Here is a 26,231-nt window from a genome sequence, read left to right as displayed (position 1 = left end):
TGCCGGGAGCTCTCGAATGCCGAAGTTGCGGCGCGCTGCATCAGCCCTTGTGATACAGCTCGCTGCCCATGTCCTTGAACTTGAGCGCCATTTCCTCCATGCCCTGTTCCGCCTCAAGCTTGCGGGAATAGTCCCGCACATCCTGGGAAATTTTCATGGAGCAGAACTTGGGACCACACATGGAACAGAAATGCGCCACCTTACCGGATTCCTTCGGCAAGGTTTCATCGTGGTAAGTGCGTGCACGCTCCGGATCCAGGCCCAGGTTGAACTGGTCTTCCCAGCGGAACTCGAAGCGGGCTTTGGACAATGCATCGTCGCGCTGCTGCGCGCGGGGGTGGCCCTTGGCCAGGTCCGCGGCGTGGGCGGCGATCTTGTAGGCCATCAGCCCCTCTTTTACGTCTTCCTTGTTGGGCAGGCCCAGGTGTTCCTTGGGCGTCACGTAACAGAGCATGGCGCAGCCGTAGGTACCGATCAGTGCAGCCCCGATACCGGAAGTGATATGGTCATAGCCCGGCGCGATATCAGTGGTCAGCGGACCGAGGGTATAGAACGGCGCGCCGTGGCAGTGCTTGAGCTGCTCATCCATGTTTTTGCGGATTTTGTGGATGGCCACGTGGCCCGGCCCCTCGATCATGGTCTGCACGTCGTGGCGCCAGGCAATTTCAGTCAGCTCACCCAGGGTGTGCAACTCACCGAACTGGGCCTCGTCATTGGCGTCGGCAATACAACCCGGACGCAGGCCATCGCCGAGGCTGAAGCTCACATCATAGGCTTTCATGATCTCGCAGATTTCCTCAAAGTGGGTGTAGAGGAAATTCTCCCGGTGGTGGGCCAGGCACCACTTGGCCATGATGGAGCCACCGCGGGACACGATGCCCGTGACGCGTTTTGCGGTAAGCGGCACATAGCGCAGCAGTACCCCGGCGTGAATGGTGAAGTAGTCCACCCCCTGCTCCGCCTGTTCCACCAGGGTATCGCGGAACACTTCCCAGTTCAGGTCTTCGGCAACCCCATTCACTTTTTCCAGGGCCTGGTAAATCGGTACCGTGCCGATGGGGACCGGTGAATTGCGCAGGATCCATTCGCGCGTCTCGTGGATATTCTGGCCCGTGGACAGGTCCATCACCGTATCCGCGCCCCAGCGCGTGGACCACACCAGTTTCTCCACCTCCTCCTCGATGGACGAGGTGACTGCGGAATTGCCGATATTTGCATTCACCTTGCACAGGAAATTGCGCCCGATGATCATCGGTTCCAGCTCCGGGTGATTGATATTGGCGGGGATGATCGCGCGCCCCTCCGCCACTTCACGGCGCACAAATTCCGGGGTGATCTGTTCCGGGATAAAAATGCCGTCGCGGGCTTTGCCGTAATCGGATTCCGCCAGCACTTCGCCGGCCGCGGCGCGGCCCATATTCTCGCGCACGGCAATAAACTCCATTTCCGGGGTAACAATGCCCTGGCGGGCATAGTGCATCTGGCTGACATTCTGCCCCGCCCGGGCGCGGCGCGGGGACGGCAGGTTGTCAAAGCGGATATGGTCCAGGCCCTGGTCGGCCATGCGCTGCTGGCTGTAGGCCGCCTGCCGGGTGGTCAGTACCTCGGTATCGCCGCGGGCCTCGATCCAGGCCTGGCGCAACCGGGGCAGGCCGTCGCGCACATTGGGCCGGTAGTCCGGATCGGAATACAGGCCGGCAGTATCATAAACCCGCAGTGGCGCGTTGGGCTCCAGTACCGGGTTGCTTTCGTCACCACCCACCACACTGTCGCCCAGGCAGATTTCGCGTACGCCAACACGGATATCGGCGCTGTCACCCTCCAGGTAGATCTTGCGGGAATTGGGAAAGGACTGGGCGGTAAGGTTGTCGAGGAAAACCCGGGCAGATTCGCGGCTTTCCGCGCGGGATTGTCCACTTTTTTTCGTGGAATCCCGTTCGCTGGACTCTCGGTTCGCGTCGACCGGCGTATCGGTTTCTTGAGACATGCTGACCCCTTTGTATTGCGCGGAAATGCGCAACGTGGCGCTTTTTCGCGGAGAGTGGCGCCCGAGCGCCCGGGGAAGAATCAGCAGAGAGGAAAGTCGTGTAATGACTTTTTCGGTAGCGGGGAATTTATGGTGAAAACCCCGCGCTCACATATGTAGCGACTTCAGATCTTGTTCCCTACGCGGGGGTTACCCCGATCAGGTTCAACGGATCTCGCAACAGCGATCTCAGCCCACAGGCACTCCGACAAGTTGTGCCGGAGTATAGTGGATGATCCGCGCCCTGGACAAGGCCGGCCAACAGTATTGTGAACCGGGGCCAAGAGAGGGTCAGATTACCAGGGATTTCTGGTAGCTCATCTCGCGAATGGCGTAGCGCACACCTTCGCGCCCTACCCCGCTCTCTTTCACCCCGCCAAAGGGGAAATGCTCCGCGCGGAAGCCCGGGCCGTCGTTTACAGCCAGCAGCCCTACATCGAGAGCGTTGAACAGCTGCTTGGCCAGGCCCAGGTCACGGGTGAAAACCCCGGCCTGCAGCCCAAAGGGACTGTCATTAACCAGCCTGATCACCTCGTCGATGCTGTCGAACGGGCGCAGCGGGATAACCGGCCCGAAGGTCTCGTCTGCCACCAGGGGCGCGTCGTCCGGGATCCTGTCGATAACCGTGGGCCACAACAGGTTGCCCTCGCGGCGATGCCCACACAGCACCCGCGCACCCCGGGTCACCGCATCCTCGACACGTCCGTGCACCTCGTCTGCGGCGGCAGTGTGGATCAGCGGGCCAACAAAAGTATCTTCCGCCATCGGGTCGCCGACTTCCAGGCGGGCGGTAGCATCCAGCAGCTTGCCGGTGAAAGCTTCGTAAACCTCGCGCTGCACAAACAGGCGCTTGGCCGCAGTGCAGCGCTGGCCGGCAGTGGCGAACCGCTGGTTGATGGCCGCGGATACCGCCGCATCCAGGTCGCCGTCCGCCATCACCACCAGAGGATCGTTGCCGCCCAGCTCGAGCAGCAGTTTCTTGTAACCGGCCGCTGCGGCAATGGCATTGGCCGCCGCCGTGCCGCCGGTAAAGTTGACTGCCTGCACCTGCGGGTGCGCCACGGCGTAGCTGGTGGCGGGAATATCCGGCACCAGCATCTGCAGTACGTTGCGATCCATACCGGCGCGATAGCAAAGCTCCACCAGGAATTCCGCCGAACGCTTGTTCTGCGGGCCTGGCTTGAACAGGATGGTGTTGCCCGCGGCAAATGCCGGACCGATCTTGTGTACAGCGATATTGATGGGGAAATTAAACGGAGTGATACACAGTACCGTGCCCAGCGGCTTCCACAACACCACGCCGATGCGCTCACGCTGCGGAGGGTAGGCATCGGAATCCAGTGCCTCGCCGTTTATGGCGCGCGCTTCCATGGCACTCGCCAGGGCTGTGTTGTACGCGCGCTCGATCTCCACCCGGCTGTCACTGATGGTCTTGCCGGTCTCGGCGGTAATTAGCCTGGCCAGGTGATCGGCGTGCTCACGGAGCAGGCCAGCAAGCCGCAACAGGATATCGGAACGCTCGAATGCTGGTGTGGCTGACTGTACCGCACGCCCCGCCACCAGTTGGCCAATAACTCGCTCGACATCGTCGCGGTCAGCAAAATCGTACTCTTCGATCAGCTCACCGTCGTAGGGATTGAGGATGCGATAATCGGCCATGGCGGCGCTCCAGTTAATTCACAATCAGTTGATAGATGATTCGCAGGCCGGCAACCAACAGTGCCAACCGCATCAGCCGGAAGAACAGCCTGCTGTCCAGGCGGTTGAGCATGGCGATGCCGATCCGGGTTCCCACCACCGCTGCCAAGGTCAACAGCAGTATCAGCCCCAGGTGATCGGAAAAGGCAAAGCCCAGGTAGATGAACGCGGGCACCTTGAGCGCATGGCACCAGGCCTGCATGACCGATTTATTCGCCACCACCTCTTTGGGCGAGAGGTCCCTGCGCACAAAAAAGGCCGCCAGCAATGGATCCACGGCGCCTGCCAGTATGCCCAGCGTCCCGGTTCCGATCCCGACCCAGAAATAATTGCGCGGGGCCAGGCGGATTTCCGGCAGTTTCTTCGGTTTCAATACGGTGTAAAAAATCAGGACGGCAAGTAGCGCCATCGGCAACTGCTGCCAGTCCAGGCTTGCCAGTCCCATGGTCATAACCGCCGCACCCAGGGTACAGCCGGCAAAAAAGGGCAGGCAGAACTCCCAGCGGATGTGCTCGCGCACATAGTAGATCCGCGCGAGATTATTCATCAGCTGTACCGCACCGTGAATCGGCACCAGCATCCGCAGCGGGATCGCCACATTGAGTGCGGCAAACATCAGCACACCACCGGCACCACCGGTAACCGCCGATATAAATGCACTGGCGACACAAACCGCCAGCAGCAGCCCCAGCGTCACCGCCGACAGGGAGGACAGCGACGATAGCGAGGACAAAAAGGAGAATTCGGCGAATTCCGGCACGGCACGGTCTCTACAGCAGCGCCGGGGCCCGGCATTGTTGAGTCTTATCGTGGGCGAACCCGTCGATGGCGAACCCGTCGATGGGCAGTCTAGCCGCAGCTACCAGCCAAACCCAGTAGTCACCGGACCACGACTGGTTAAATCAGGACATACTTGCAACACCGGCCAGACAATCCCTGTACGCCGGGGCCAGCCGCTGCCATGCATAGCCGGAAAAATCCGGTGACGGGCACAGTGCGGCACCGGCGGCCATACGGCCTATTTTATCGACTGCCTCGCGGACGTCCCGGTAGCGGCTGGTAACGGGGTAAAACTCGGGGTAGGCCTGCTCGTCCGGTACCAGGGGCGAGCACCCCAGCGCGCAGGCCTCCATCACTGCCAGCCCCTGGAACTCGTGGTGGGCGGTGGACAGGAATACATGGCTGCGCGCCAGGATCTCCAGGTACTGCCGCCGGCCGGGCAGGAATCCCACCCGCCCCAGCCGATGGGCAAACTCCCGCCGGATAGTGGCGAACTCCCCGGGACTGTTGCGAAAGGATTCCCCCAGCAGGTGCAGCCGGTAGTTCACCTGCCCCTCCTCCAGCCCTTGCAGTATCCCCAGCAGCCGCTCGCCGCCCTTGTCATATTCCCAGCGCGCCGCCCAGCAGACTTCCAGCGGGGCATCGCGGTCCGGACCGGTTGCCGTTGGGGCTGGCCCGGTGAAAAGCAAATCGTCGAGTGGCACCGGCAGTACCCGTGATTTCTGCTCGATCTCATCGCAAATAGCGGGCGGCACGTGATCGGGGAAGCGTTTCAGCAGCTGCCTGGCGCCGTCGAGGAGGGTGCTGCGATTGAATTCCGAGTTGAACAACAGCAGGTCGCCGGCAAGGGCGGTATAGATGTTGAGGAGCTGCGGCTCGACCGACTGGAACGCCCGATCGCTGCGAGGGTAGGCGAACTGGTTTTCGTGAAAATAAACTGCTGCGGGAATACCCGCCAGCGACGGTACCAGGCCGCGCAGCGTGGCCAGGTCAGTCATGGAAGTGGCCACTACCAGGTCATGGGGCTGCTGCAGAATCTTAGCAGCCTCTCCCCGCCCCCAACTGAGGCTGTTGCCGCGCACACGCCAGCTGAAATACCGCGGAGGCAGGGTGAGCACCGTCCAGTCCCACTCGGGTAATGCAGCGACCAGGCCCTTGCGCCAGCGGCGGTGGCTGCCGGCGTCGTAGGCGGACAACAGCAGGACTTTCATACCCCAGCCCCGCCCCGGACTATAGTCACTGCTTCCATGGCACGATGCGGCTCAGTCGAAAGAGCGTACATTCGTCAGGCGGGCGAACAGGCTGGAGGTATCCCAGCGACCACCACCCAGGGCCTGCACCTCACTGTAGAACTGGTCCACCAGGGCAGTAACCGGCAGCAGGGCGCCATTGCGCTGTGCCTCGTCCAGCACGATGGCCAGGTCCTTGCGCATCCAGTCGACTGCGAACCCGTGCTCATATTCGCCCGCCAGCATCGTCTGGTAGCGGTTTTCCATCTGCCAGCTCTGGGCCGCTCCCTTGGAGATCACCTCGACAACCTGCTCCGCATCGAGCCCGGCCGCCCGGGCAAAGTGCAGCCCCTCGGCCAGGCCCTGCACCACACCGGCAATACAGACCTGGTTAACCATCTTGCACAGCTGGCCACTGCCCACCGGGCCCAGTCGGTTGACCGCGCGGGCGTAGTGATCGATCAGCGGCAGCGCACGCTCGTAGTCATCGGGTTCTCCGCCCACCATCACCGTGAGCGCACCGTTCTCGGCCCCGGCCTGGCCCCCGGAGACCGGTGCATCCAGGAATCCGATGTCGCGCTCCGCAGCCAGGGCTGCCAGTTCCCGCGCCACATTGGCAGAAGCCGTGGTGTGATCCACAAACAAGCTGCCCCGGGACATACCTGCAAATGCGCCCCGCTCCCCGCAGGCTACCTCGCGCAGGTCGTCATCGTTACCCACACAGGCAAACACATACTCCGCTCCCTGCGCCGCTTCCGCCGGTGTCGGCCAGACGGTGCCCGGGTAGTCCCCGGCCCACTGCTGTGCACGGCTGGTAGTGCGGTTGTATACCCGCACTGTATGGCCGGCCCGGGCGAGGAATCCCGCCATCGGATACCCCATTACCCCGAGCCCAATGAATGCGACGGTTGTCATTGGCAGTTACCCCCAGATCATCCAGATAAGAGCCGCGCCCAGCAGGAGACGGTAAATGGCGAAGGGCGCCATACCGATGCGGCTGATAAATTGCAGGAAAAAGTGAATACACAGGTAGGCACTGATGCCCGACAGCAACGCCCCCAGGAATATATCCCCCCAGGGGACAGATTGCTCACCGAGCAGGTCGAACGTCAGCAACAGGGCGCTGAGGGCGATCACCGGGATCGACATCAGGAAAGAGAATCTCGCCGCGGCCTCCCGCTTCATTCCCAGCATCAGGCCCGCGGTCATGGTAATACCGGAGCGGGATGTGCCCGGGATCAAGGCGACGGCCTGCGCCACCCCGATCAACAGGGCCTTTTTCCAGTCCATTTGGGCCAGCGTCAGTTCACGGCGGGCACGCACATCTGCCCACCAGAGGAGAACACCAAAGCCAATGGTGGCAGCGGCAATCACCGCCGCAGAGCGCAGGTTGTGCTCGATAAACCCCTTGAACGCCAGACCGGTCATGCCCGCGGGGACAGTCGCCAGGACGATCAACCAGGCCAGCCGGCCGTCATCGGTAAACTCCCCCTTTACCAGGCCACCCAGGCCATCGCGCAGCAGCGCCCACACCTCGTGCCGAAAATAAAAAATCACCGCCGAAAGCGAACCAAAGTGGACCGCAACATCGAATGCCAGCCCCTGGTCCGGCCACCCCAGTACTTCCTTGGGCAGGATCAGGTGGGCAGAGCTGGAGATGGGCAGGAATTCCGTCAGCCCCTGGATCAGGGCCAGGATCACAATCTGAAAAATTTCCATGTAAGGCCGGGTTTCCTATTCCGAGCGGATTTTCTGCCGCTTCTTCCAGGTGACTTCATTGCGCAGGTAAAGGGGCTCCAGCTGTTCTGCAGTGACTGCCGCCGCTGTGCCGGCCGCACGGGCCAGCTCAGCGATATCCCGGGCATGGATGGGGCAATTCTGGTCCGTTGCCGTCACCGGTGCCGTCGCCAGGCCCTCGTAGTGCCAGCCCGGGCCAGCTCCATAAAGGGGGGAGTCGAGTTCCGCACCGGCGATCACCGCAGCCACCGCTTCCGGGTCCTGCACTGCCTCAGGCAGCAGGCTCTGCGCCGGTGATGCGGCGGAGTAAACTCCCCAGTAGACCTGCTGCATACGCGCATCCAGTGCCGCGATGATGCTCCCGGTCGACCAGTCCCGGTGCTGGCGCCTCGCCCCGGCGGCAAGTGCAGCGAGGCTGGATACGGGAATTACCGGCAGGTCCGCGGCGTACGCCAGGCCCTGGGTGGTGCTGATAGCAATACGCAGGCCGGTAAACGAGCCCGGGCCGCGGCTGACGGCCAGGGCGTCGAGATCACTGAGCTTGAGGCCGGCCTCGGCCAGTACCTGGTCAACCATGGGCAGCAGGCGGCGGGTGTGGTCGCGTTCAGCGGCGACAAACTGCTCCCGGACCAGGTCGCCATCGCTCAGGGCGACCGAGCAGGAGCCGGAGGTGGTATCCAGGGCGAGGATTTTCACTGCAGAGGGGTCCCATCAATTGCGAGGAGCAGATTGTGTCACATCCGCCGCGGCAGTTCATGGCCTGGAGCCCCGGAATTGGCCGCAAACGCAAAAGCCCCGGCCAGGCCGGGGCTTTTGCTCGATACTGCGGGTAACCGGAATGGATATCCGGTTGTCAGGACTTCTTGGGCGGACGGCCACGGCGAGCCGTGGACTTTTTCGCCGCCTTTTTCCTGGTGGCCTTTTTGGTCGCGGCCTTCTTGCCAGACGCGGCCGCCTTCCTGTCAGCCACATTCACCTTGGGGGGACGACCGGGTCCGCGTTTCTGTCCCTTGCGGGCGCTACCGGCCCTTGCTGCAGACTTCTTCGGCCGGCCGGCTTGCTTGGTGGTGGCCTTCTTACGTGCGGCCTTTTTGCCGGGAGCTTTCTTAGCCGTCTTCTTCTTGGCCGCCTTCTTGGCATCAGCCTTGGCCTTGGCCGCGGCTTTCTTGTCCAGCGCCTTCACCTTGGCGGTGGCCTTCTTGGCCGCCTGCTTCACCTTGGCCTCGGCTTTTTTCTCCGCCGCCTTCAGCTTCTTGGCATCAGCTTTCTCGCGGGACTTTTTCCAGCGCTTTTCAAAGGCGTCGACTGCCGCCTTCATATCCTTTTCCGCCTTGCTGGACAGGCTATCCGCCATCTCGGAAACTTTTTGCTTGGCTGCCTCTTCCGCGTGACGAACCGTTTCCATTGCCTTGGCTTTGGCCAGGTCCAGCTTTGCGGAAGCCGACTTGGCGCGCAAATCCTTTAGCTTCTGGTTGGCGCTGGTCAGGGACTTCTTGGCCGCCGCTGTTCCGGTCCGCTGGGCCCGCTCACGTGCCTTGGCCACGCGATCCATCTGGGCGTCCAGGGCCTTGGTCGCGGAATCAACCGACTTCTGGGCCTTGGTTACTGCAGGTGATTGTGAAGCCGGAGCTTTTGCCCGGGCGGTACGCTTGGCCGTGGCCTTTTTTTTTGCTGTACGCTTTTTTGCTACTCGTGCCATCCCTTGTCTCCTTGTATGAGAAGAAGTACTTCCTACCTACCTGAAAGTGTATCGGCTTGATTGCCGCGGTCATCGCCTTTCGACTTCCCTTTAAGTTCAGTCAGCAGGTAGCCGGCTGCGCTCAGGGAGCGAGTTGCATGGTTTATTTCCATGCAACTTTATCTAAGTTAATAAAAAAAACCTGCTTTGCAAGAAAAATGGGACAAAAAAACAGCTTTTTGGGTAAAAAAATCCCGCTTTCAACCATTCGGATCCATTTTTTCACTTTCAAGGGCGACAAAGCGGATTTTTAACAGGAGAGAGGAAGCTTTTCTTCGATAATGGCCGCGAGCGCTTCGATATGATCCGGCCGAGCATTCAGGGACGGAATATACCGGTATTCACCCCCGCCGCTATCCTGGAAATTAGCGCGATTCTCTACTGCAATTTCCTCCAGGGTTTCGAGGCAATCGGCCGCGAATGCCGGGCAGATTACATCGACGCTCGCCAACCCTTCACGCCCCCATGCCTCCAGGGTTTTATCTGTGTAAGGCTGTAACCACTCGGCCTTGCCGAAACGCGACTGGAAACAGATCTGCCAGCGGTCCTCCGCCAGTCCCAGCGCACTGGCCAGGTGCCGGGCGGTTTCATGGCATTGCTGTTCGTAGGGATCGCCCTTGCGGACATTGGCCCGGGGGATACCGTGAAAAGACATCAGGAGCTTTTCTGCGGCACCGTGTTTTTCCCAGTGCTCCCGCACCGAACTGGCAAGGGCCTGGATATAGAGTGAGTGCCGGTAATAATCGCGCACCAGGCTGATATCGGGGATATCACGGTTGGACCGATAGATTTTCGCCACCTGGTCATAAATAGCGCCGGTGGTGGTCGCTGAGTACTGGGGATAGAGCGGCAGCACCAGGAATGAATCAAAGCCTTCCCGGCGCAGGCGCTCGACAGTGGACTGAAGGCCGGGCCTGCCATAGGTCATGGCGTAATCCACGGTAATATCGGGTCGCAGGTCAGCGAGGCGCGCCTGCAGCAGTTCCACCTGGCGACGGGTGTAGAAGTGTATCGGTGACCCCTCAACCGCTTCCCCGTCCAGTCCACGGCCCCAGATTTCCGCGTAGGCCGGGGCGATCTTGCCCGGCCGGAAGGGCAACACGAATCCGTGCAGGATGGCCATCCACAGCGGGCGGGGAACCTCAACAACCCGGGGGTCGCCAAGGAATTCGCGAAGGAATTGCCGCACTGCTGCGGGCGTGGGTTCTTCCGGTGTCCCCAGATTCATCAGGATAACGGCTGTAGTCATTTGCTGGCCCCATTTGAAATTGAACAGATCCGCCCGGCTGTACCCAGGGTCGCGCCGGCAACGCCCCTGGCATCGCAGCCGCAAAGCCCCAAGGAATACCTGAACACTATAAAGCGGAATACACCGGCGCCCCAGATGTGAACAGCAATTACAGGCAATCCCCCGAACCCGGCAAACCGTATGCCGGATGCCCATATGCCGGACACAAAAAAGCCCCCGTCAGGGGGCCGTTTTACGTGGCGAACCCATTCCCGGATCAGTCCGGGACCGGGCGCATCACTTGGTGAGCGCCGCGCTCACCTTTTCGCGAATCTCATCCATGGTGCCCACGCCTGCAACCTTGCTGCACTTGGGTGCAGTTTCCGGTGCACGCTCCGCCAGCTCGCGGTAAAAGCCAACCAGCGGTTCGGTCTGCTCGTGATACACCGCCAGGCGATTGCGGACAGTTTCCTCTGTATCGTCGCTACGCTGCACCAGCGGTTCACCGGTGACATCGTCCTTGCCCTCTTCCTTCGGCGGATTGTAAATCACGTGATAGACGCGGCCGGATCCCTCGTGGACACGGCGGCCAGACAGGCGCTTGACGATTTCTTCATCGTCCACAGCGATTTCCAGTACATGATCGATGGCAACATCGGCATCCAGCAGTGCCTGGGCCTGGGGGATGGTGCGCGGGAAACCGTCAAACAGGAAACCGTTGGCACAGTCCGGCTGGGCAATACGCTCCTTGACCAGGGCAATGATCAGGTCATCCGAAACCAGCTTACCGGCCGCCATGATGTCCTTGGCCTGCAGCCCCAGCGGGGTGCCTTCCTTTACTGCCGCACGCAACATGTCGCCGGTGGAGATCTGCGGAATGCCGAATTTCTCTGTAATGAACTGAGCCTGGGTACCTTTGCCGGCCCCCGGCGCCCCCAAGAGAATAATTCGCATAGTCAGATTGCCTCCAGATTATATCGGCGGGTCAATGCCTGCCACGCCAAAAGAGCGCTACCTTACACGCAGACCCCAGGCAGGGCAAGGTACAGCGGCGAGCGCGACCGACCGATGACGGGTCGGTCACTGCCAACACGCTATGCTAGTACAAAATTTGTACCGCAGGAGCCAGGTCCATGAAAATTGCCGTCTACCAGACTCACTCCTACGACCGGACCTACCTCGACCGGTACAACCGCCGCTTTGGCCACGAACTTCACTATATAGACACCCAGCTTGACCGCGACACGCTGGCCCTGGGCAAGGGCGCGGAAGCTTTCTGTATTTTTGTCAACAACACGGTCGACCGTGACCTGCTCCAGCGACTGCAGGAGAGCGGGGTAAAAATGCTCGCCCTGCGCTCCGCAGGCTTCAACCATGTGGATATCAAGGCGGCCAACCAGCTCGGGATACTGGTCGCCAACGTACCAGGCTATTCGCCCTACGCGGTCGCCGAACACGCCACGGCCCTGTTGCTGTGCCTGATCCGCAACATCAACCGCGCCCAGGCGCGGGTCCGGGACGGCAATTTCGCCCTCGATGGCCTGATGGGCTTCGACCTCCACGGCAAGACCGTGGGCGTGGTGGGAACCGGCAAGATCGGGACGGTTTTCACCCGCATCATGCACGGCTTCGGTTGTGAACTGTTGGGCCATGACCCGGAGGAGAACCCTGACTGCCACGCCCTGGGAATGCGCTATGTGCGCCTCGACACCCTGTGCAGGAACTCCGATATCATCTCACTCCACTGCCCCCTGCTCCCCGCCACAACACACATGATTGACCGGCATATGCTGTCGAAGATGCGCGATGGTGCCTGCCTGATCAACACATCCCGCGGTGCGGTGATCGATACTCCCGCAGTTATCGAGGCACTGAAAAGCGGCAAGCTTGGATACCTGGGCATCGACGTTTACGAGGAGGAGGACAGCCTGTTTTTCGAGGACCACTCGGATACCGTGCTGGATGACGATGTTTTTGCGCGCCTGCTGATGTTCAATAACGTACTGGTAACCGGCCACCAGGGATACTTCACACGGGAAGCCATCTGTAATATCGCGCAGACCACGCTGCAGAATGTGACAGAGTTCGAGTCACATGGGCAATGCAGCAATGCACTGTTCGTCGACTGACAGGCTATCGGTTCACTCCCCGCCCCGCTCGACGCGCTTGGCCTTTTCCCACAGCGCATCCAGCTCCTCAAGCGAGGCCTGGGCGGGGCGGCGCCCATCGGCGGCAAGGGCCCCCTCCACCATATTGAAACGGCGCTCGAACTTGCGGTTGCAGTCCCGCAGGGCGCCCTCCGGATCCACCTTCAGGTGACGCGCCGCATTCACACAACTGAACAGCAGGTCTCCCAGCTCCTCCCTTATGTGGGTACTGTCCCCGGCAGCCACCGCGGCCCGCAATTCCGCTACTTCCTCTTCTATTTTTTCCAGCACGCCATCGAGCGCGGGCCAGTCAAAACCGACCCCGGCCGCACGCTTCTGCAGCTTCAGCGCACGTGTGCTCGCGGGCAGTCCCCGCGCGACACCGGCAAGCACCCCGGCGTCCCCCCTGGCACCGCGCTCCGAGGCCTTGATCGCCTCCCAGTTGCGCTTGACCTCGGACTCATTCACAGTCGCTTGCGGACGCTGGCCGTAGAGCTTGCCATCGGGAAAAACATGTGGGTGCCGGCGCAGCAGCTTGCGCACCAGCGTATCGACTATCCGGGGGAAATCGAAGCGATCCTGCTCCCGCCCCAGCTGGGCGTAAAAGATCACTTGGAACAGCAGGTCACCGAGCTCCTCATGCAGGTGCTCAAAGTCCTCCGCCTCGATGGCCTCTGCCACTTCATAGGCCTCCTCAATAGTAGAGGGGACGATACTGGCAAAGTCCTGCTTCAGGTCCCAGGGGCAACCCCCGTCCGGGTCGCGCAGGCGCGCCATCAGGTGCAGGAGGTCCTCAACGGTGTAGCGATCTTGCAAGGTCAACTCCGGTCGGTTTACAGGGCATTACGCCGCCTCAATGCAGGACACGACGCTGGGCGGAGGCCACATTGGGCAGCTGGTTGATCCGGTGCAGTACACGGCTCAGCTCCTCGAAGTTGTGGATCTCCGCGGTCAGCACCATGTCCACCGTATGCTTGTGCTTATTCGAGCGCGTCTGCATGGCGGTGATATTGATGCGCTGGCTGTCCAGCATCGCGGTGATATCCCGCAGCAACCCGTGGCGGTCATAGGCCTCGATCATGATTTCCACCGCATACAGTTCACGCGGCTTTTGCGCCCATTCCACCTGCAGCACACGCTCGTGCTCCTCTGACTGCATACGCAGCATGTTGGCGCAGTCCTTGCGGTGGATCGAAACACCCCGACCGAGCGTGATGTAACCCATGATCTCGTCGCCGGGGACCGGGTTACAACAGCGCGCGATATGCGTCATCAGGTTACCGACACCATCGATATACACATCGGCCTGGCCATCGCTGCGCGCCACTGACGCAGTCAGCGACGGAACCGGCTCGGCCTGCTCAACCTTGACCATCCGCTGGGCCGAATTGAGCACCTGCCCTACCCCGATATCCCCGGCACCCACGGCGGCATAGAGGTCGTCCAGTGAGTGCATATTGAGCTTGGCGGCCAATGCGGCAAAGTCGAAGTCGATCAACGCCAGTTGCTTGAACTCGCCGTCGAGGATCGCCCGGCCATCCGCGATATTCTGGTCGCGGGCCTGCTGCTTGAACCAGTGGATAATCTTGGCCCGGGCGCGCGAAGTGGTGATATAGCCCATCCCCGGCGACAGCCAGTCGCGACTCGGTGCCTCGCGCCTGCCGGTAAGGATTTCCACCTGGTTGGCGGTCTGCAGTTCGTGGTTGAGGGGCACGATGCGGCCATCGACCTTCGCACCGCGACAGCGATGGCCGATTTCCGTGTGGATCTTGTAGGCAAAGTCCAGCGGCGTGGCACCACTCGGCAGGTCCACCACATGCCCGTCCGGGGTGAACACGTAAATGCGCGTATCCACCTCACTGGACTGCAGGTCGTCCTGCAAGGGGTTGCCGCCCACTTCCTCGTGCCAGTCGAGTACCTGGCGCAGCCAGGAAATTTTCTGTTCGTAACCGTCCTGCCCCTGCGAGTCCTTGTCCGTGCCCTTGTAGCGCCAGTGCGCACAGACGCCGTACTCGGCCTCCTCGTGCATGGCGAAGGTGCGAATCTGCACCTCCAGCACCTTCCGCTCCGGGCCGATGACCGCGGTGTGGAGAGAGCGATAGCCATTCTCCTTGGGCGAGGCAATGTAATCGTCGAATTCGTTGGGAATATTGCGCCAGAGGTTATGCACGATGCCCAGTACGGCATAACAGTCGCGCACGGTGGGCACCAGGATGCGCACCGCGCGGATGTCGTAAACCTGCGAGAAGCCGATATTCTTGCGGCGCATTTTGCGCCAGATGCTGTAGATATGCTTGGCACGGCCGAAAACGTCGCCCTCGATATCCGCGCGCCCCAGCTCGGAGCGCAGCAGCTCCAGCACCTGGTCAATATATTTCTGTCGATCGAGCCGCTTCTCGTCCAGCAGCCGCGCGATCCGCATGTAGTCTTCCGGCTCCAGGTAGCGGAACGACAGGTCTTCCAGCTCCCACTTGATATGGCCGATACCCAGCCGATGGGCCAGCGGCGCGTAGACATCCGCCACTTCCCGGGCCACCCGCCGGCGCTTCACCGGGTCGGCGTTTTTCGCCGCGCGAATGGCACAGGTGCGCTCCGCCAGCTTGACCAGCGCCACACGCACGTCGTCCACCAGCGCCACCAGCATACGGCGGATATTTTCCGAGTGTTCCTCGACCGCGCCGCGGGCACTCTCGGTATCCGTATCCGCACTGCGGCTGCGGATCGCCGCCATGCGCAGCACCCCGCGGATCAGCTTGGCCACGGGCTTGCCGAACTCCTCCTCGACCTTCTTGACCGGCAGGCGCTTTTCCCGCACCGCGCGGTACAGCACTGCGGCACAGAGCGCTTCGCCGTCCACCTGCAGGTCTGCGAGGATCTCGGCCATTTCCAGGCCGGTCAGGTAGCTGCTGGCCCCCTCGGCCCAGATATTCTCCGCCGCAATGGCCTGTTGCTCGGCATCGCTGCTCAGCTCCGCCGCGCGACGCAGGGTAACCAGGGCGCCGCCATCGAGATTGGCGAGGGTCTGGATATGGCGCAACCAGGACTCCAGGTCCAGTTCGCCACTCGCGCCGAAAGAGTGATGTTTTCTGACTTGTACCATCGGACTTGAATACTTCCCGAATCAATTGCCGGCTTGCGGCTGGCTGAACAGCCCCGAGGAGAGATAGCGGTCACCCCGGTCGCATACAATGGCGACGATGGTGGCATTCTCCACTTCCGCGGAGAGCCGCAGGGCTGCCGCCACAGCACCGCCGGAAGACACCCCGGCGAAAATCCCCTCGACCCGCGCCAGCTTGCGCGCCATCTCCTCGGCCTCGCGCTGGTCCATATCCACCACGCGGTCCACCTCTTCGGGCACAAAAATACTGGGCAGGTATTCCTGCGGCCAGCGGCGGATCCCGGGGATACTGGAACCCTCGGTGGGCTGCAGGCCCACAATCTGTACCGCCGGATTCTGTTCCTTGAGGTAGCGGCCACAGCCCATGATGGTGCCAGTGGTCCCCATGGAGGAAACGAAGTGGGTAATCTCGCCGCCGGTCTGGCGCCAGATCTCTGGGCCGGTGCCCTCATAGTGCGCGCGGGGGTTATCATCATTGGCAAACTGGTTCAGTACCAGCCCCCGCCCCTCGGCCTGCATACGCAGTGCCAGGTCTCGCGCCCCTTCCATACCCTCTTCGGCACTGACCTGGACCAGCTCCGCACCGTATGCCGTCATTCCCGCCTTGCGCTCCTCGGTGGCGCTCTCGGGCATGATCAGGATCATGCGGTAGCCCTTGATCGCCGCCGCCATCGCCAGGGCAATTCCCGTGTTGCCACTGGTCGCCTCGATCAGGGTGTCGCCGGGCGTGATCTGGCCACGGGCCTCTGCCCGGCTGATCATCGACAGGGCCGGTCGGTCCTTGACCGAGCCGGCAGGATTGTTGCCCTCGAGCTTGAGGAGAATCGTGTTGCTGGTATCACCCTGCAGGCGCTGGAGGCGCACCAGGGGAGTGTTCCCCACGCAGTCGGCAATCGTCGGGTAATGCATAATGTGCTCGCAACCGGGCAAAAAATCGAAGCGCCATTCTACCCTTCGGGCCCGGCACCTGCGACCCTGGTGAAATCTGCCCGGCCGGTGGCCTGTTTACGGTCAACCCAACGGCCACCCTGCCGGAAAACCAGGCAAGGGGCGCAGCGGTGAGAAATCTGGTTTCGCAGGGCAAATACGCAATCAGCGGCACGGCGTCACCTGTTTTCGGGCACGGACCGCAGGAACGAAGCTGTTTTTCCGCAACGCGGCGTTACGGCCTGCCTGCGGGAAACGGCTCCGGGTACTCACTGCCCCTGGCCCGGGGATATACCGGCCCCGCCGGCGGCCGTGGAATTAGTGCGAACTGGCGTGGTGCGATTTGCCCCCGGGGGGAGTAGAATCGGGACAAAATAACGTCCGAACACATGTCCTTCCTATGACTGTACCCACTACTCCGGTACAAGACCCGGACCCCGCCAGCCGCGCGGTTTCGCTGCGCGCCCTGATCTTCCGCCTGACCCTGGGGCCCGCACTGATCCTGGCCCTGGTACTGGGTGGGCTGCTGACCCAGCAACAGGTGAGCGATCGCCGCCAGCTCCTGCTGAGCCACGGCCACGCCAGCGCGGAGCAGCTGGCGGAACTGATCGAGCTCAGCGATGGGGAGCCGCTGCAGAAGCGCCTCGACTGGCTGCACAAGAGCCTGCTGGCCCTGATGCTCGAGAAGGACATGGTGCGGTCGGTGCACATCTACTCCGCTTCCGGGGACGACCTCGACCCGGACACGGGGCTGAAGGAACTGGCGTCGGCGGGCCCGCGCCCGCGCTCGCCCCTCAGGGCCACCCAGCTGGCGGGCCAGTCGGATGGCTTTATTCTGGAGAAATCCGGCAGTATCCAGGTACTCCATCCCCTCAAGACCGAACCGCTGACCTGCTGGATCGCCATCGAGCTGCATCGCCCCTATTTCACCATCGGTGCCTACCAGGTGGCCCTGGCCGGCCTGCTGGGACTGATACTGTGCTCCCTGGCCGCGCTGGCCTGGTCGATCTTCCTGTCCGAGAGGCTGGGGCGCTACCTGACACATATGGGCAAGGCGGTCGAGGATATCGGCCACGGCCAACTGGACCGCCGGGTTGCCCCCGGGGAAAATCGCGAACTCAACCTGCTGGCCGAGCGGATCAACCAGATGGCGAGCAACTTTGCCTCCTACCAGGAGGACGCCACCGCAAACCTGCTGCAATCCATGGAGGACCTGCGCCAGTCCCTGGACAGCATGGAGGAGCAGAATATCGAGCTGGACCTGGCCCGCAAGAAGGCACTGGAAGCCAGCCGCGTAAAGTCCACATTCCTCGCCAATACCAGCCACGAAATACGCACCCCGCTCAACGGTATCATCGGCTTTACCCACCTGTTGCTGAAAACCGAGGTCGACGAGTTGCAACAGGATTACCTGCAGACAATCCTGCGCTCCTCCGAGAACCTGCTGACAACCATCAACGACATCCTGGACTTTTCCCGGATCGAGTCCGGCAACCTGGTGCTGGACCATATTCCCCTCAACGTAGGGCAGCTGCTCGAGGAAACCCTGCAGATCCTCGCCCCCTTCGCCCACGAGAACCGGGTCGAACTGGTACCGCTGATCGACGCCCAGCTACCGCCCACCATGATTGGCGATCCCCTGCGCATCAAGCAGGTACTCACCAACCTGGTGGGCAATGCCGTGCGCAGTTCGGCAGACGGCAACATCCCGGTGCGCGCCAGTGTGCAAAGCGGCCAGGATGCAGAGATTACGGTGCGCATCAGCGTCACCGATCTCGGTAACCGGATCAACGAGGAGGGGCGCCGGGAGCTGCGCCAGGTGCTCGAGAGCAGTGCCCAGAGTCCCGGGCAGCAGATCAGCAGCAATGGGCTGGGACTGGCCATCGCCCGCAGCCTGGTGGAGCGCATGCGCGGCAGCATTGGTATCGACGAGGCCGCTGGCGGGGGCGCCACCTTCTGGGTGCATATCCCGCTGCAACTGGAACGCAACCGCAGCCAGCCGGTACGGGACCAGTTCCCCGGCGCGCGGGTGCTGATTGCCGACCCCAACCGCATGACGCGCATGCAGGTATCACAACTGCTGCAGCTCTGGCGGGTTGAAGCCATCGAGCTGGATGACACCGGCACACTGCTTCCGGCACTGCAACAGATGTGGAACCACGATGCCCTGCCCGATGCAGTGATCATTGATACCGCCATCGCCGGGGACGATTTCTGCAGTTTCGTCGGCACTATCCAGCAGCTGGTGGACACTTACCAGTGCCGGGTGATCATGCAGGGCTCGCCGGTGGAACTGCGCCGCTGCTACGAGCAGCTGCGCACCCGCGTACTCACATTCCTGGCCAAGCCGGTGACCCGCGACAACCTGCTGCGGGCCATGCGGCGCTCGCTCCCCCACCAGCCCAGTAGCCGCCCCACTGGCACCACCCATCCGGCCCTGCCATGGACATCCCCGCCCCGGGTACTGGCGGTGGATGATCACGAGGCCAATCGCCACCTGGTGGGCGAGTTGCTGCGGGCCCAGGGTATTGACGTGACCGTTGCGGCCAGCGGCCAGGAAGCGATATCCCTGTGGGAGCATGAAACATTCGACATGATCTTTATGGATATCCAGATGCCGGGCATGAACGGTATCGAGGCAACGAAGAAAATCCGTGCGGCGGAAACCGATGGCAGGGTGCCGATTATCGCCCTGACGGCCCATGCCGGTGCCGAGGAAAAGGCCCGCCTGCTCTCCGCCGGCCTGGATGACTACCTGAGCAAGCCGGTAAGCGAAGCCCAGCTGAGCAATATGATCAAGCGCTGGATGAAAATCCTTGTCCCAACCAGGGACAACCAGGAGGCGCCGGACACGCCACGCCTGGTGGATATATCCGAGAGCCTGTCGCTCAGTAACAACGACGCCACCCTGGCCCGGGATATGTTGCAGATGCTGGTCAAGGGACTGATCGCCGACGAGCAGGAACTCAACCGCTGCCGTGCCGCAGACAATCACCGCGACCTGTTTGAGCTGGTACACCGGCTCCACGGTGGCTGCTGCTACTGCGGGGTCCCGCGCCTGCGGGAGGCCACCGGTGCCCTGCAGGACCACCTGCGCCCGTTGCAGAACCGCAATGATGCCGATATCGACGACCAGAAAGTGGAAGCGGTGGCCCGCGAGATCCGCGCGTTGCGGGAATGGGCCTCTGAGCAGGACCTGGACGCACTGTTCGGCCTGACGGCCAACGCCTGACTTACGCCGGGCACAGGCCGGGTGACGGTTCAGCGCTCACCATAGACCTGGCGAAACAGCTCGCGGCTCTGCAACGGCCGGGCGCCCAGAAGTGGCTGTAACAACAGGCGGGTCAGGCGCTTGGCTACGGCCAGCATGGCCGGGTCGATCGCCTGGCCCGCCGCAGCGCACTCCAGCGCCAGCAGCTCAACGCCGCTGAATTCATCGACGGACCTCGCACCGGTGGCCGAACGGAACACCGGCACGAAGCCGTGCTCCGGCTCCAGTCGGTAAACCCCTTCCGCACTGACCGGCCCCTGACTGTGGGCACAGTAGCCCAGTTGTGGACACTGGCCCAGTTCCCGCAGCAGCTGCAATTCAAACCGGCGCAACGGCGGCTCCAGTGCGCCGGCGGTATCACCCGCCAACTGCGCCAGCTCCTGCAACAGCGACTGGTAACAGGCAAACACCGCGTATTGGGCTTCTCCCTCCGCCAGCGTCCTGACCAGCAACTCATTGGCGTACAGGCCGGCATAAACAGCCCGGCCCCGCAGCCAGGTGGCAACACCGGCACTCTCCACCTGGCCCAGGGTTTTCAGGCTACCGCGACCCAGCAGCGACACCAACAGCGGGGCGAACGGCTGCAATGACTGCTGGCGGCGCTGCTTGTCACGGCGCGCTCCGCGGGCGACACAGCTGATCCGCCCCTCATCCGGGGTCAGCAATTCCAGGATCAGGCTGGTATCGCGATAGGCCCGCGAGTGCAGGATATAGGCCGGTTGCGGTGGTTGCCGATGGGACATGGAAGTTTCTGTAGTGAATAGCCTGGCTGCACCGGGCTAATGCCTCAGGGACGATGCTCGATATTATCCGGCAATTTTACCCATGAATGGCAACTTGATTCATAGATTGAAGCGGTCGGCTCAGGCAAGCCGGGGTCCGTAAACGCTCCCACCGGAAACCCTATGAGCCCCCGGCTCGATATCCAGGACCAGGAACAGGCTTGCCCCACTGGCGGGACAAAAACGAAATGTCAGGCAATTGCCACTGTCGGCGGTGCGCAGGTACTCGCGCCATTCACCGTGCAGATCAACAGCTTCGGCGGGGAAGCGCGCCCGCACGCCGAAGACACTGCCGGCACGGCGCAGGCAGGCCTGGCAATGGCAGATGGATACCCTGACGGGATTGCCATGGGCAGCCAGTCGCAGCTGGCCGCACCTGCACGACGCCCGGTGCTCAGTGGGTTGCCGGCCGCCGGATTGCTCCGCCACATCCTCTCGTCCGGTTCCAGCGACAACTGACACGAGCAACAATCCGGGATTTAGTCGTCGCGATAGCCGAGGCTGCGCAGGGCGCGCTCATCGTCCGACCAGCCGGACTTGACCTTGACCCAGAGATTCAGCATCACTTTGCTGTCGAACAGGCGCTCCATATCCTGGCGGGCCTGGCTGCCGATCTGCTTGATGCGTTCACCCTTGTTGCCGATCAGGATCCGTTTCTGGCCGCTACGCTCCACCAGGATCGCCGCGCTGATGTGCAGGACACTGCCGTCCTGGGCAAACTCTTCCACCTCGACGGTGACCTGGTAGGGGATCTCCGCCCCCAGTTGGCGCATTACTTTTTCCCGCACAATCTCTGCGGCGAGGAAGCGGGAGCTTCGGTCAGTGATCTGCTCCTCGGGGAAGTAGTGCTCGCCCTCGGGCAGGTGCCGGACGATCACTTCCTCAAGCGCATCCAGGTTGACCCCGCGCAGCGCGGAGATGGGTACGATCTCGGCCTGCGGGTGCTGTTCTGCCAGCGCCTGCAGCTGTGGCAGCAGGTCGCCCTTATTGTCCAGCTGGTCGACCTTGTTTACCGCGATTACCAGCGGGCTCTTGAGCCCCCGCAGCTTGTCCGCCACCAGCTGGTCGCCCTCGGTCCAGCGGGTTCGCTCAACCACGAATACCACTACATCCACATCCCGGGCAGCACTGCTCGCGGCGCGATTCATATAGCGGTTGATGGCCTTGTCCGCCTCGCCATGCAGGCCCGGGGTATCGACAAACACGATCTGGTAATCGCCCTCGGTCTTGATACCGAGCATATTGTGGCGGGTGGTCTGGGGCTTGCGCGAGGTAATGGCCAGCTTCTGCCCCAGCATGTGGTTGAGCAGGGTGGACTTGCCGACATTGGGTCGGCCGACAATGGCAACATAGCCGCAACGGCGGGCCTGCTGCTGGTTAGAATCGCTCAAGGAAAACCTCCGGGTGCGGGACGCGCATCAATGCTCGCTCCACTTGATTGTAGGGTGTATCTGGTGCCGGGTGCACAATGCCCGTTCCGGGGATCGCCAGCATGGGGATCGGGTGAGGGATGGAGGCACTGTAACAGAATTCGCCAGGCAGGCTCAGCTCGCACCGGTCAGTAGCCGGAAGGCCTCGGCGGCGGCGGCTTTCTCGGCGGCCCGGCGGCTGCTTGCCTCGGCCCTGACCGCATCCGCCAGCCCTTCCACCTTGCACTCTATCACGAATCGCTGCGCGTGCTCGGCGCCGGCCACGTCCACCACCCGGTACTCGGGCAGCGGCCGCTGGCGCGCCTGCAGCCACTCCTGCAGGCGGGTCTTGGGATCCTTGGCGGTTTCCAGGGAAAGCCCCTGCAAACGGGTGGAATACCAGTCAAGCACCCGCGCGCGCGCCGCCTCCAGCCCCGCATCCAGGTAGATCGCACCGATCAGGGCCTCGACCGCATCGGCGAGTATCGAGGCGCGCCGGTGGCCGCCACTTTTCATCTCTCCCTCACCCAGGCGCAGGCACTCACCCAGTTCCATTTCGCGCGCCAGCTTTGCCAGCATCTCACCGCTGACCAGTTGTGCGCGCAGGCGTGTAAGCTGGCCCTCGCGGCCGGCCGGGAACTGCTCGAAGAGTGCCGCACCGATGGTGAAGCCAAGAATGGAATCGCCCAGGAACTCCAGCCGCTCATTGTTGCGGCTGCCATGGGAGCGATGGGTAAGCGCTAGCTCGAGCAGTTCGGGACGTTCGAAGTGATGACCCAGCCTGCGGCAGAGGCGCTCCAGTGCAATATCAGTCACGTTGGCGGAATTGCTCCAGATCTACCAGTGGCTCGCAGCACAGCTCCGCCTTGGCGGTATTCAGCTGCTTGTTGAAACGCAGAACCACATCGACGTTGTACATCAGTGGCTGGCGCACCTCGTAGTCGACACTGACCAGCATGCTGTCCGCACCGCGGATAATCTTGACCGATTCGGTCGGCTGGCCGCGGACGTTGTTGATCAGGAAGAATTTGTCGAGTTCCTTCTTGATCTCCGAGCGTGTCATGTCGCGCAGGTTATCCTGCTCCGCCAGCTTCTTGAGGCCCTGGTCAACATAATAGGCGTCGATATAGCCAGGCCCCATCTTGGAGACACAGGTCAGGACAAAACCCAGCCCGGCCACAACAAGTATGATGCCCCAGTAACTCATGCCGCGCTGGCGCTGCAGTGAAGCTCTGATTTGCCCACCCATAAAGCTATCCTCTGTCTTTTTATTGTCGATGCTCAATGAAAATCGAAGGTTGTCACTCGATGGTACCCACGCGCTTGAAGCTGGGCACGCTTAACAGGCTGTCCCAGTGCATCCAGATCGCAAAAGCCTTGCCGACGATATCCTGCTCGGGCACAAAGCCCCACTCGCGGCTGTCCAGGCTGTTGTCCCGGTTGTCGCCCATCATGAAATAATGCCCGTCGGGCACCACCACCTCGGGGATATTGGCGAAGCGGCTGGGATAGACGCTCTTGGCCATCAGGTGACGGCGGCCATAGATCTCCTCCCACAGGACCTCCATCTGCGGATCGCCCGGGGGGATCGCCTGGATCAGTTCCTGCGGTGCCGGCTCACCATTGATATACAGCATGTTACCCTCAACCCGGATCCGGTCTCCCGGAAGGCCGATCACACGCTTGATAAAATACGTCTCATTCATGTGCGGCGGAAAGAACACCATCACATCCCCGCGTTCCGGCTCACCAATGTCCACTACCTTGGTGCGGGAAACCGGCAGGCGCAGTCCGTAGGCGTATTTGTTCACCAGGATAAAGTCGCCCACCTGCAGGGTGGGCACCATGGATGCGGAGGGGATCTGGAACGGCTCGACGATAAAGGAGCGCAAGACAAACACCAGCGCCAGCACCGGGAAGAATGACTTCGCATACTCCACCAGCACCGGCTCGCGCACCTCGCCCGGCGCCACCTGCCTGCCGGGCTGCGCCTGCGTTGAATCGACCCCGGCTGCCGCAAGCTCGCGCCGCCGCCGGGCAAAAAACAGGCTGTCCACCAGCCAGATCAGGCCACTGCCCACTACCAGCCACAACAGGATCAGGGGGAAATTGATGTCCATATTGCTCTCAGAGATCTATACCAACGCGATCAATAGTCCGTGTGGTCCTGCCGGGCATGGCAGTCCGCAGCCACCACTCACTGATCCACTTTCAGAACCGCCAGGAAGGCCTCCTGCGGCACCTCGACACGCCCGAGCTGTTTCATCCGGCGCTTGCCCGCCTTCTGTTTCTCCAGCAGTTTCTTCTTGCGCGATACGTCGCCGCCGTAACACTTGGCGGTCACGTTCTTGCGCAGGGCCTTGACCGTGGTGCGGGCTATCACCTGCCCCCCGATCGCAGCCTGGATCGCCACGTCAAACATCTGCCGCGGGATCAGTTCCTTCATTTTTTCCGCCATCGCGCGCCCTTTCTGCTGCGCGGTATCACGGTGCACAATCAGCGCCAGCGCATCGACCCGGTCACCGTTGATCAGGATATCCAGCCGCACCAGCTTTGCCGGGTCGAAGCGCACAAAACTGTAATCGAGTGAGGCGAAGCCACGGCTGACCGATTTCAGCCGGTCAAAGAAGTCCATTACCACTTCGCTCATCGGCAGCTCGTAGCGCAGCGACACCTGGCTGCCCACGTACTGCATATCCCTCTGGACACCGCGCTTTTCCACACACAGGGTAATAACGTTGCCCAGGTGCTCCTGTGGCACCAGGATATTGGCCTCGACGATAGGCTCACGCATTTCCTCGATATTGCCCACCTCGGGGAGGCGGGACGGGTTATCCACGGTGATCACCTCCCCGTCGGTCAACTCCACCTCATAGACCACGGTGGGTGCGGTGGTGATCAGGTCCAGGTCGTACTCACGCTCCAGGCGCTCCTGGATGATTTCCATGTGCAGCATGCCCAGGAAACCACAGCGGAAACCGAACCCGAGGGCATCGGAGGTCTCCGGCTCGTAGAACAGGGAGGCGTCGTTCAGGGAGAGCTTGTCCAGTGCATCCCGGAAAGCCTCATAATCGTCAGAGCTGACCGGGAACAGGCCGGAGTATACCTGCGGCTTCACCTTCTGGAAGCCGGGCAGCATATTCACATCGTCGGCTTCCTTGGCATGGGTGAGGGTGTCCCCCACCGGCGCGCCGTGGATGTCCTTGATACCGGCGACCACAAAGCCCACTTCGCCGGCGCGCAGCACGCCGGTCTCTTTCCGCTTGGGGGTAAAAATCCCCACACTGTCGACCACGTGTGCGCGGCCGATAGACTTGGTAACAATTTTTTCCTTGGTTTTCAGGGTGCCCTGCACCACCCGCACCAGGGAGACCACACCCAGGTAGGCATCGAACCAGGAGTCGATAATCAGTGCCTGCAGGGGTGCATCCACATTGCCCTCCGGCGGCGGCACCAGCCGCACCAGGTCCTCCAGCACCTCTTCCACCCCCAGGCCGGACTTGGCGCTGCAACGGGTGGCTTCGGTGGCATCGATCCCGATAATGTCCTCGATTTCCTCCGCCACCTTGTCCGGGTCGGCCTGCGGCAGGTCCATCTTGTTCAGTACCGGGATCACCTCGAGCCCCTGCTCGATGGCGGTATAGCAGTTGGCCACGGACTGGGCTTCAACCCCCTGGGCCGCGTCCACTACCAGCAGCGCACCCTCACAGGCCGCCAGGGAGCGCGATACCTCGTACGAGAAGTCCACGTGGCCGGGCGTGTCGATGAAGTTGAGCTGGTAGGTCTTGCCGTCGCGCGCGGTGTAATCCAGGGTCACGCTCTGGGCCTTGATGGTGATACCGCGCTCCCGCTCCAGATCCATGCTGTCGAGCACCTGCTGGGCCATTTCCCGGTCGCTCAGCCCCCCGCAGACCTGGATAAAACGGTCTGCCAGGGTGGATTTACCGTGGTCGATGTGCGCAATGATGGAGAAGTTGCGGATATGGGAGAGATCTGTTGCCACTGCGGATTAGAAACCCTTTGAAAATCAGAATGTTATCTGGCGACCTCGCCAGAGAGATGGCGCAAGTCTACCAGATGGCAGTGGCTACTGGGCAGTGCTATTCACACGGGGCCCGCAGGCGCCCGCCGGGACCGGGTC

The 26,231-nt window shown here is 62.0% G+C and carries 22 protein-coding genes and 1 riboswitch; of the genes, 2 read left to right on the top strand and 20 right to left on the bottom strand.

The features are described 5' to 3' along the window. Positions 1 to 40 precede the first annotated feature (40 nt). The 10 genes from thiC to adk all read right to left on the bottom strand — a co-directional run bounded on the left by thiC (position 41) and on the right by adk (position 11,390). A complete protein-coding gene (thiC, locus tag ACH6CX_RS04990; protein ID WP_396675027.1) occupies positions 41 to 1,987 on the bottom strand; it encodes a phosphomethylpyrimidine synthase ThiC in 1,947 nt (648 codons plus the stop codon). A gap of 158 nt (positions 1,988 to 2,145) precedes the next feature. After that, positions 2,146 to 2,244: riboswitch (TPP riboswitch) on the bottom strand. A gap of 73 nt (positions 2,245 to 2,317) precedes the next feature. Continuing rightward, positions 2,318 to 3,685, bottom strand: a complete 1,368-nt coding sequence (gene safD, locus ACH6CX_RS04985) for a sulfoacetaldehyde dehydrogenase SafD (protein ID WP_232941631.1) — start codon at positions 3,683 to 3,685, stop codon at positions 2,318 to 2,320. 13 nt (positions 3,686 to 3,698) lie between these two features. Beyond that, the gene (locus ACH6CX_RS04980) at positions 3,699 to 4,484 is read right to left on the bottom strand and encodes a sulfite exporter TauE/SafE family protein (protein ID WP_232941630.1); all 786 of its coding nucleotides are present in this window, start codon (positions 4,482 to 4,484) and stop codon (positions 3,699 to 3,701) included. Positions 4,485 to 4,626: 142 nt separating this feature from the next. Beyond that, positions 4,627 to 5,715, bottom strand: a complete 1,089-nt coding sequence (locus tag ACH6CX_RS04975; protein ID WP_334078507.1) for a DUF3524 domain-containing protein — start codon at positions 5,713 to 5,715, stop codon at positions 4,627 to 4,629. 51 nt (positions 5,716 to 5,766) lie between these two features. Continuing rightward, the gene (locus ACH6CX_RS04970; RefSeq protein WP_232941628.1) at positions 5,767 to 6,648 is read right to left on the bottom strand and encodes an NAD(P)-dependent oxidoreductase; all 882 of its coding nucleotides are present in this window, start codon (positions 6,646 to 6,648) and stop codon (positions 5,767 to 5,769) included. Between the two features lie 6 nt (positions 6,649 to 6,654). Then, positions 6,655 to 7,452, bottom strand: a complete 798-nt coding sequence (locus ACH6CX_RS04965) for an undecaprenyl-diphosphate phosphatase (RefSeq protein ID WP_334078506.1) — start codon at positions 7,450 to 7,452, stop codon at positions 6,655 to 6,657. A gap of 15 nt (positions 7,453 to 7,467) precedes the next feature. Continuing rightward, a complete protein-coding gene (tsaB, locus tag ACH6CX_RS04960; protein WP_232941626.1) occupies positions 7,468 to 8,166 on the bottom strand; it encodes a tRNA (adenosine(37)-N6)-threonylcarbamoyltransferase complex dimerization subunit type 1 TsaB in 699 nt (232 codons plus the stop codon). A gap of 157 nt (positions 8,167 to 8,323) precedes the next feature. Continuing rightward, positions 8,324 to 9,169 (bottom strand): hypothetical protein, encoded by an 846-nt coding sequence (locus tag ACH6CX_RS04955; protein ID WP_232941625.1) that lies wholly within the window; start codon positions 9,167 to 9,169, stop codon positions 8,324 to 8,326. Positions 9,170 to 9,458: 289 nt separating this feature from the next. Beyond that, positions 9,459 to 10,457 (bottom strand): ferrochelatase, encoded by a 999-nt coding sequence (gene hemH, locus ACH6CX_RS04950; RefSeq protein WP_232941624.1) that lies wholly within the window; start codon positions 10,455 to 10,457, stop codon positions 9,459 to 9,461. Positions 10,458 to 10,733: 276 nt separating this feature from the next. Continuing rightward, the gene (adk, locus tag ACH6CX_RS04945; protein ID WP_396675023.1) at positions 10,734 to 11,390 is read right to left on the bottom strand and encodes an adenylate kinase; all 657 of its coding nucleotides are present in this window, start codon (positions 11,388 to 11,390) and stop codon (positions 10,734 to 10,736) included. 179 nt (positions 11,391 to 11,569) lie between these two features. On the opposite strand from adk, the gene ACH6CX_RS04940 reads away from it, so the two are divergent. Next, complete coding sequence (locus ACH6CX_RS04940; protein ID WP_232941622.1) at positions 11,570 to 12,565, top strand: 2-hydroxyacid dehydrogenase; 996 nt, start codon at positions 11,570 to 11,572, stop codon at positions 12,563 to 12,565. A gap of 12 nt (positions 12,566 to 12,577) precedes the next feature. On the opposite strand, the gene mazG is transcribed toward ACH6CX_RS04940, so the two are convergent. Genes mazG through cysM form a run of 3 tightly spaced genes read right to left on the bottom strand, consistent with a single transcriptional unit; the run spans position 12,578 to position 16,610 of the window. Continuing rightward, entirely contained in the window at positions 12,578 to 13,399 is an 822-nt protein-coding gene (mazG, locus tag ACH6CX_RS04935) for a nucleoside triphosphate pyrophosphohydrolase (protein WP_396675021.1), read from the bottom strand. A gap of 37 nt (positions 13,400 to 13,436) precedes the next feature. Continuing rightward, on the bottom strand, positions 13,437 to 15,683 hold the full coding sequence (relA, locus tag ACH6CX_RS04930; protein WP_232941620.1) for a GTP diphosphokinase: 2,247 nt from the start codon (positions 15,681 to 15,683) through the stop codon (positions 13,437 to 13,439). Between the two features lie 21 nt (positions 15,684 to 15,704). Continuing rightward, entirely contained in the window at positions 15,705 to 16,610 is a 906-nt protein-coding gene (gene cysM, locus ACH6CX_RS04925) for a cysteine synthase CysM (protein ID WP_232941619.1), read from the bottom strand. 418 nt (positions 16,611 to 17,028) lie between these two features. Here cysM and ACH6CX_RS04920 point away from each other — a divergent pair, with 418 nt between their 5' ends. Further along, positions 17,029 to 19,860, top strand: coding sequence for a response regulator (locus ACH6CX_RS04920; RefSeq protein WP_396675018.1), 2,832 nt, complete (start codon positions 17,029 to 17,031; stop codon positions 19,858 to 19,860). A gap of 29 nt (positions 19,861 to 19,889) precedes the next feature. Here the strand turns inward: ACH6CX_RS04920 and recO are convergent, their stop codons facing one another. From recO to lepA, 7 genes are all read right to left on the bottom strand, one after another. After that, positions 19,890 to 20,642, bottom strand: coding sequence for a DNA repair protein RecO (gene recO / locus ACH6CX_RS04915; protein ID WP_232941617.1), 753 nt, complete (start codon positions 20,640 to 20,642; stop codon positions 19,890 to 19,892). 120 nt (positions 20,643 to 20,762) lie between these two features. Beyond that, positions 20,763 to 20,960, bottom strand: coding sequence for a hypothetical protein (locus tag ACH6CX_RS04910; protein WP_396675187.1), 198 nt, complete (start codon positions 20,958 to 20,960; stop codon positions 20,763 to 20,765). A 200-nt stretch (positions 20,961 to 21,160) separates the two neighbouring features. Continuing rightward, positions 21,161 to 22,072 carry a GTPase Era gene (era, locus tag ACH6CX_RS04905; protein ID WP_232941615.1) on the bottom strand — a complete coding sequence of 304 codons (912 nt, stop codon included), beginning with the start codon at positions 22,070 to 22,072 and terminating at the stop codon, positions 21,161 to 21,163. Positions 22,073 to 22,225: 153 nt separating this feature from the next. Next, the gene (rnc, locus tag ACH6CX_RS04900) at positions 22,226 to 22,906 is read right to left on the bottom strand and encodes a ribonuclease III (RefSeq protein WP_232941614.1); all 681 of its coding nucleotides are present in this window, start codon (positions 22,904 to 22,906) and stop codon (positions 22,226 to 22,228) included. Continuing rightward, positions 22,899 to 23,339 (bottom strand): DUF4845 domain-containing protein, encoded by a 441-nt coding sequence (locus ACH6CX_RS04895; protein WP_232941613.1) that lies wholly within the window; start codon positions 23,337 to 23,339, stop codon positions 22,899 to 22,901. Before ACH6CX_RS04895 ends, rnc begins: the two co-directional genes overlap by 8 nt. A gap of 52 nt (positions 23,340 to 23,391) precedes the next feature. Next, entirely contained in the window at positions 23,392 to 24,210 is an 819-nt protein-coding gene (gene lepB / locus ACH6CX_RS04890; protein WP_237063803.1) for a signal peptidase I, read from the bottom strand. Between the two features lie 77 nt (positions 24,211 to 24,287). Beyond that, positions 24,288 to 26,093 (bottom strand): translation elongation factor 4, encoded by a 1,806-nt coding sequence (gene lepA, locus ACH6CX_RS04885; RefSeq protein WP_232941611.1) that lies wholly within the window; start codon positions 26,091 to 26,093, stop codon positions 24,288 to 24,290. Positions 26,094 to 26,231: the final 138 nt, after the last annotated feature.

Origin of the sequence: Microbulbifer sp. JSM ZJ756 (assembly GCF_044383805.1) — a bacterium.
Lineage (GTDB): Bacteria > Pseudomonadota > Gammaproteobacteria > Pseudomonadales > Cellvibrionaceae > Microbulbifer > Microbulbifer zhoushanensis.
This window is presented reverse-complemented; position numbering and strand designations above follow the sequence as displayed.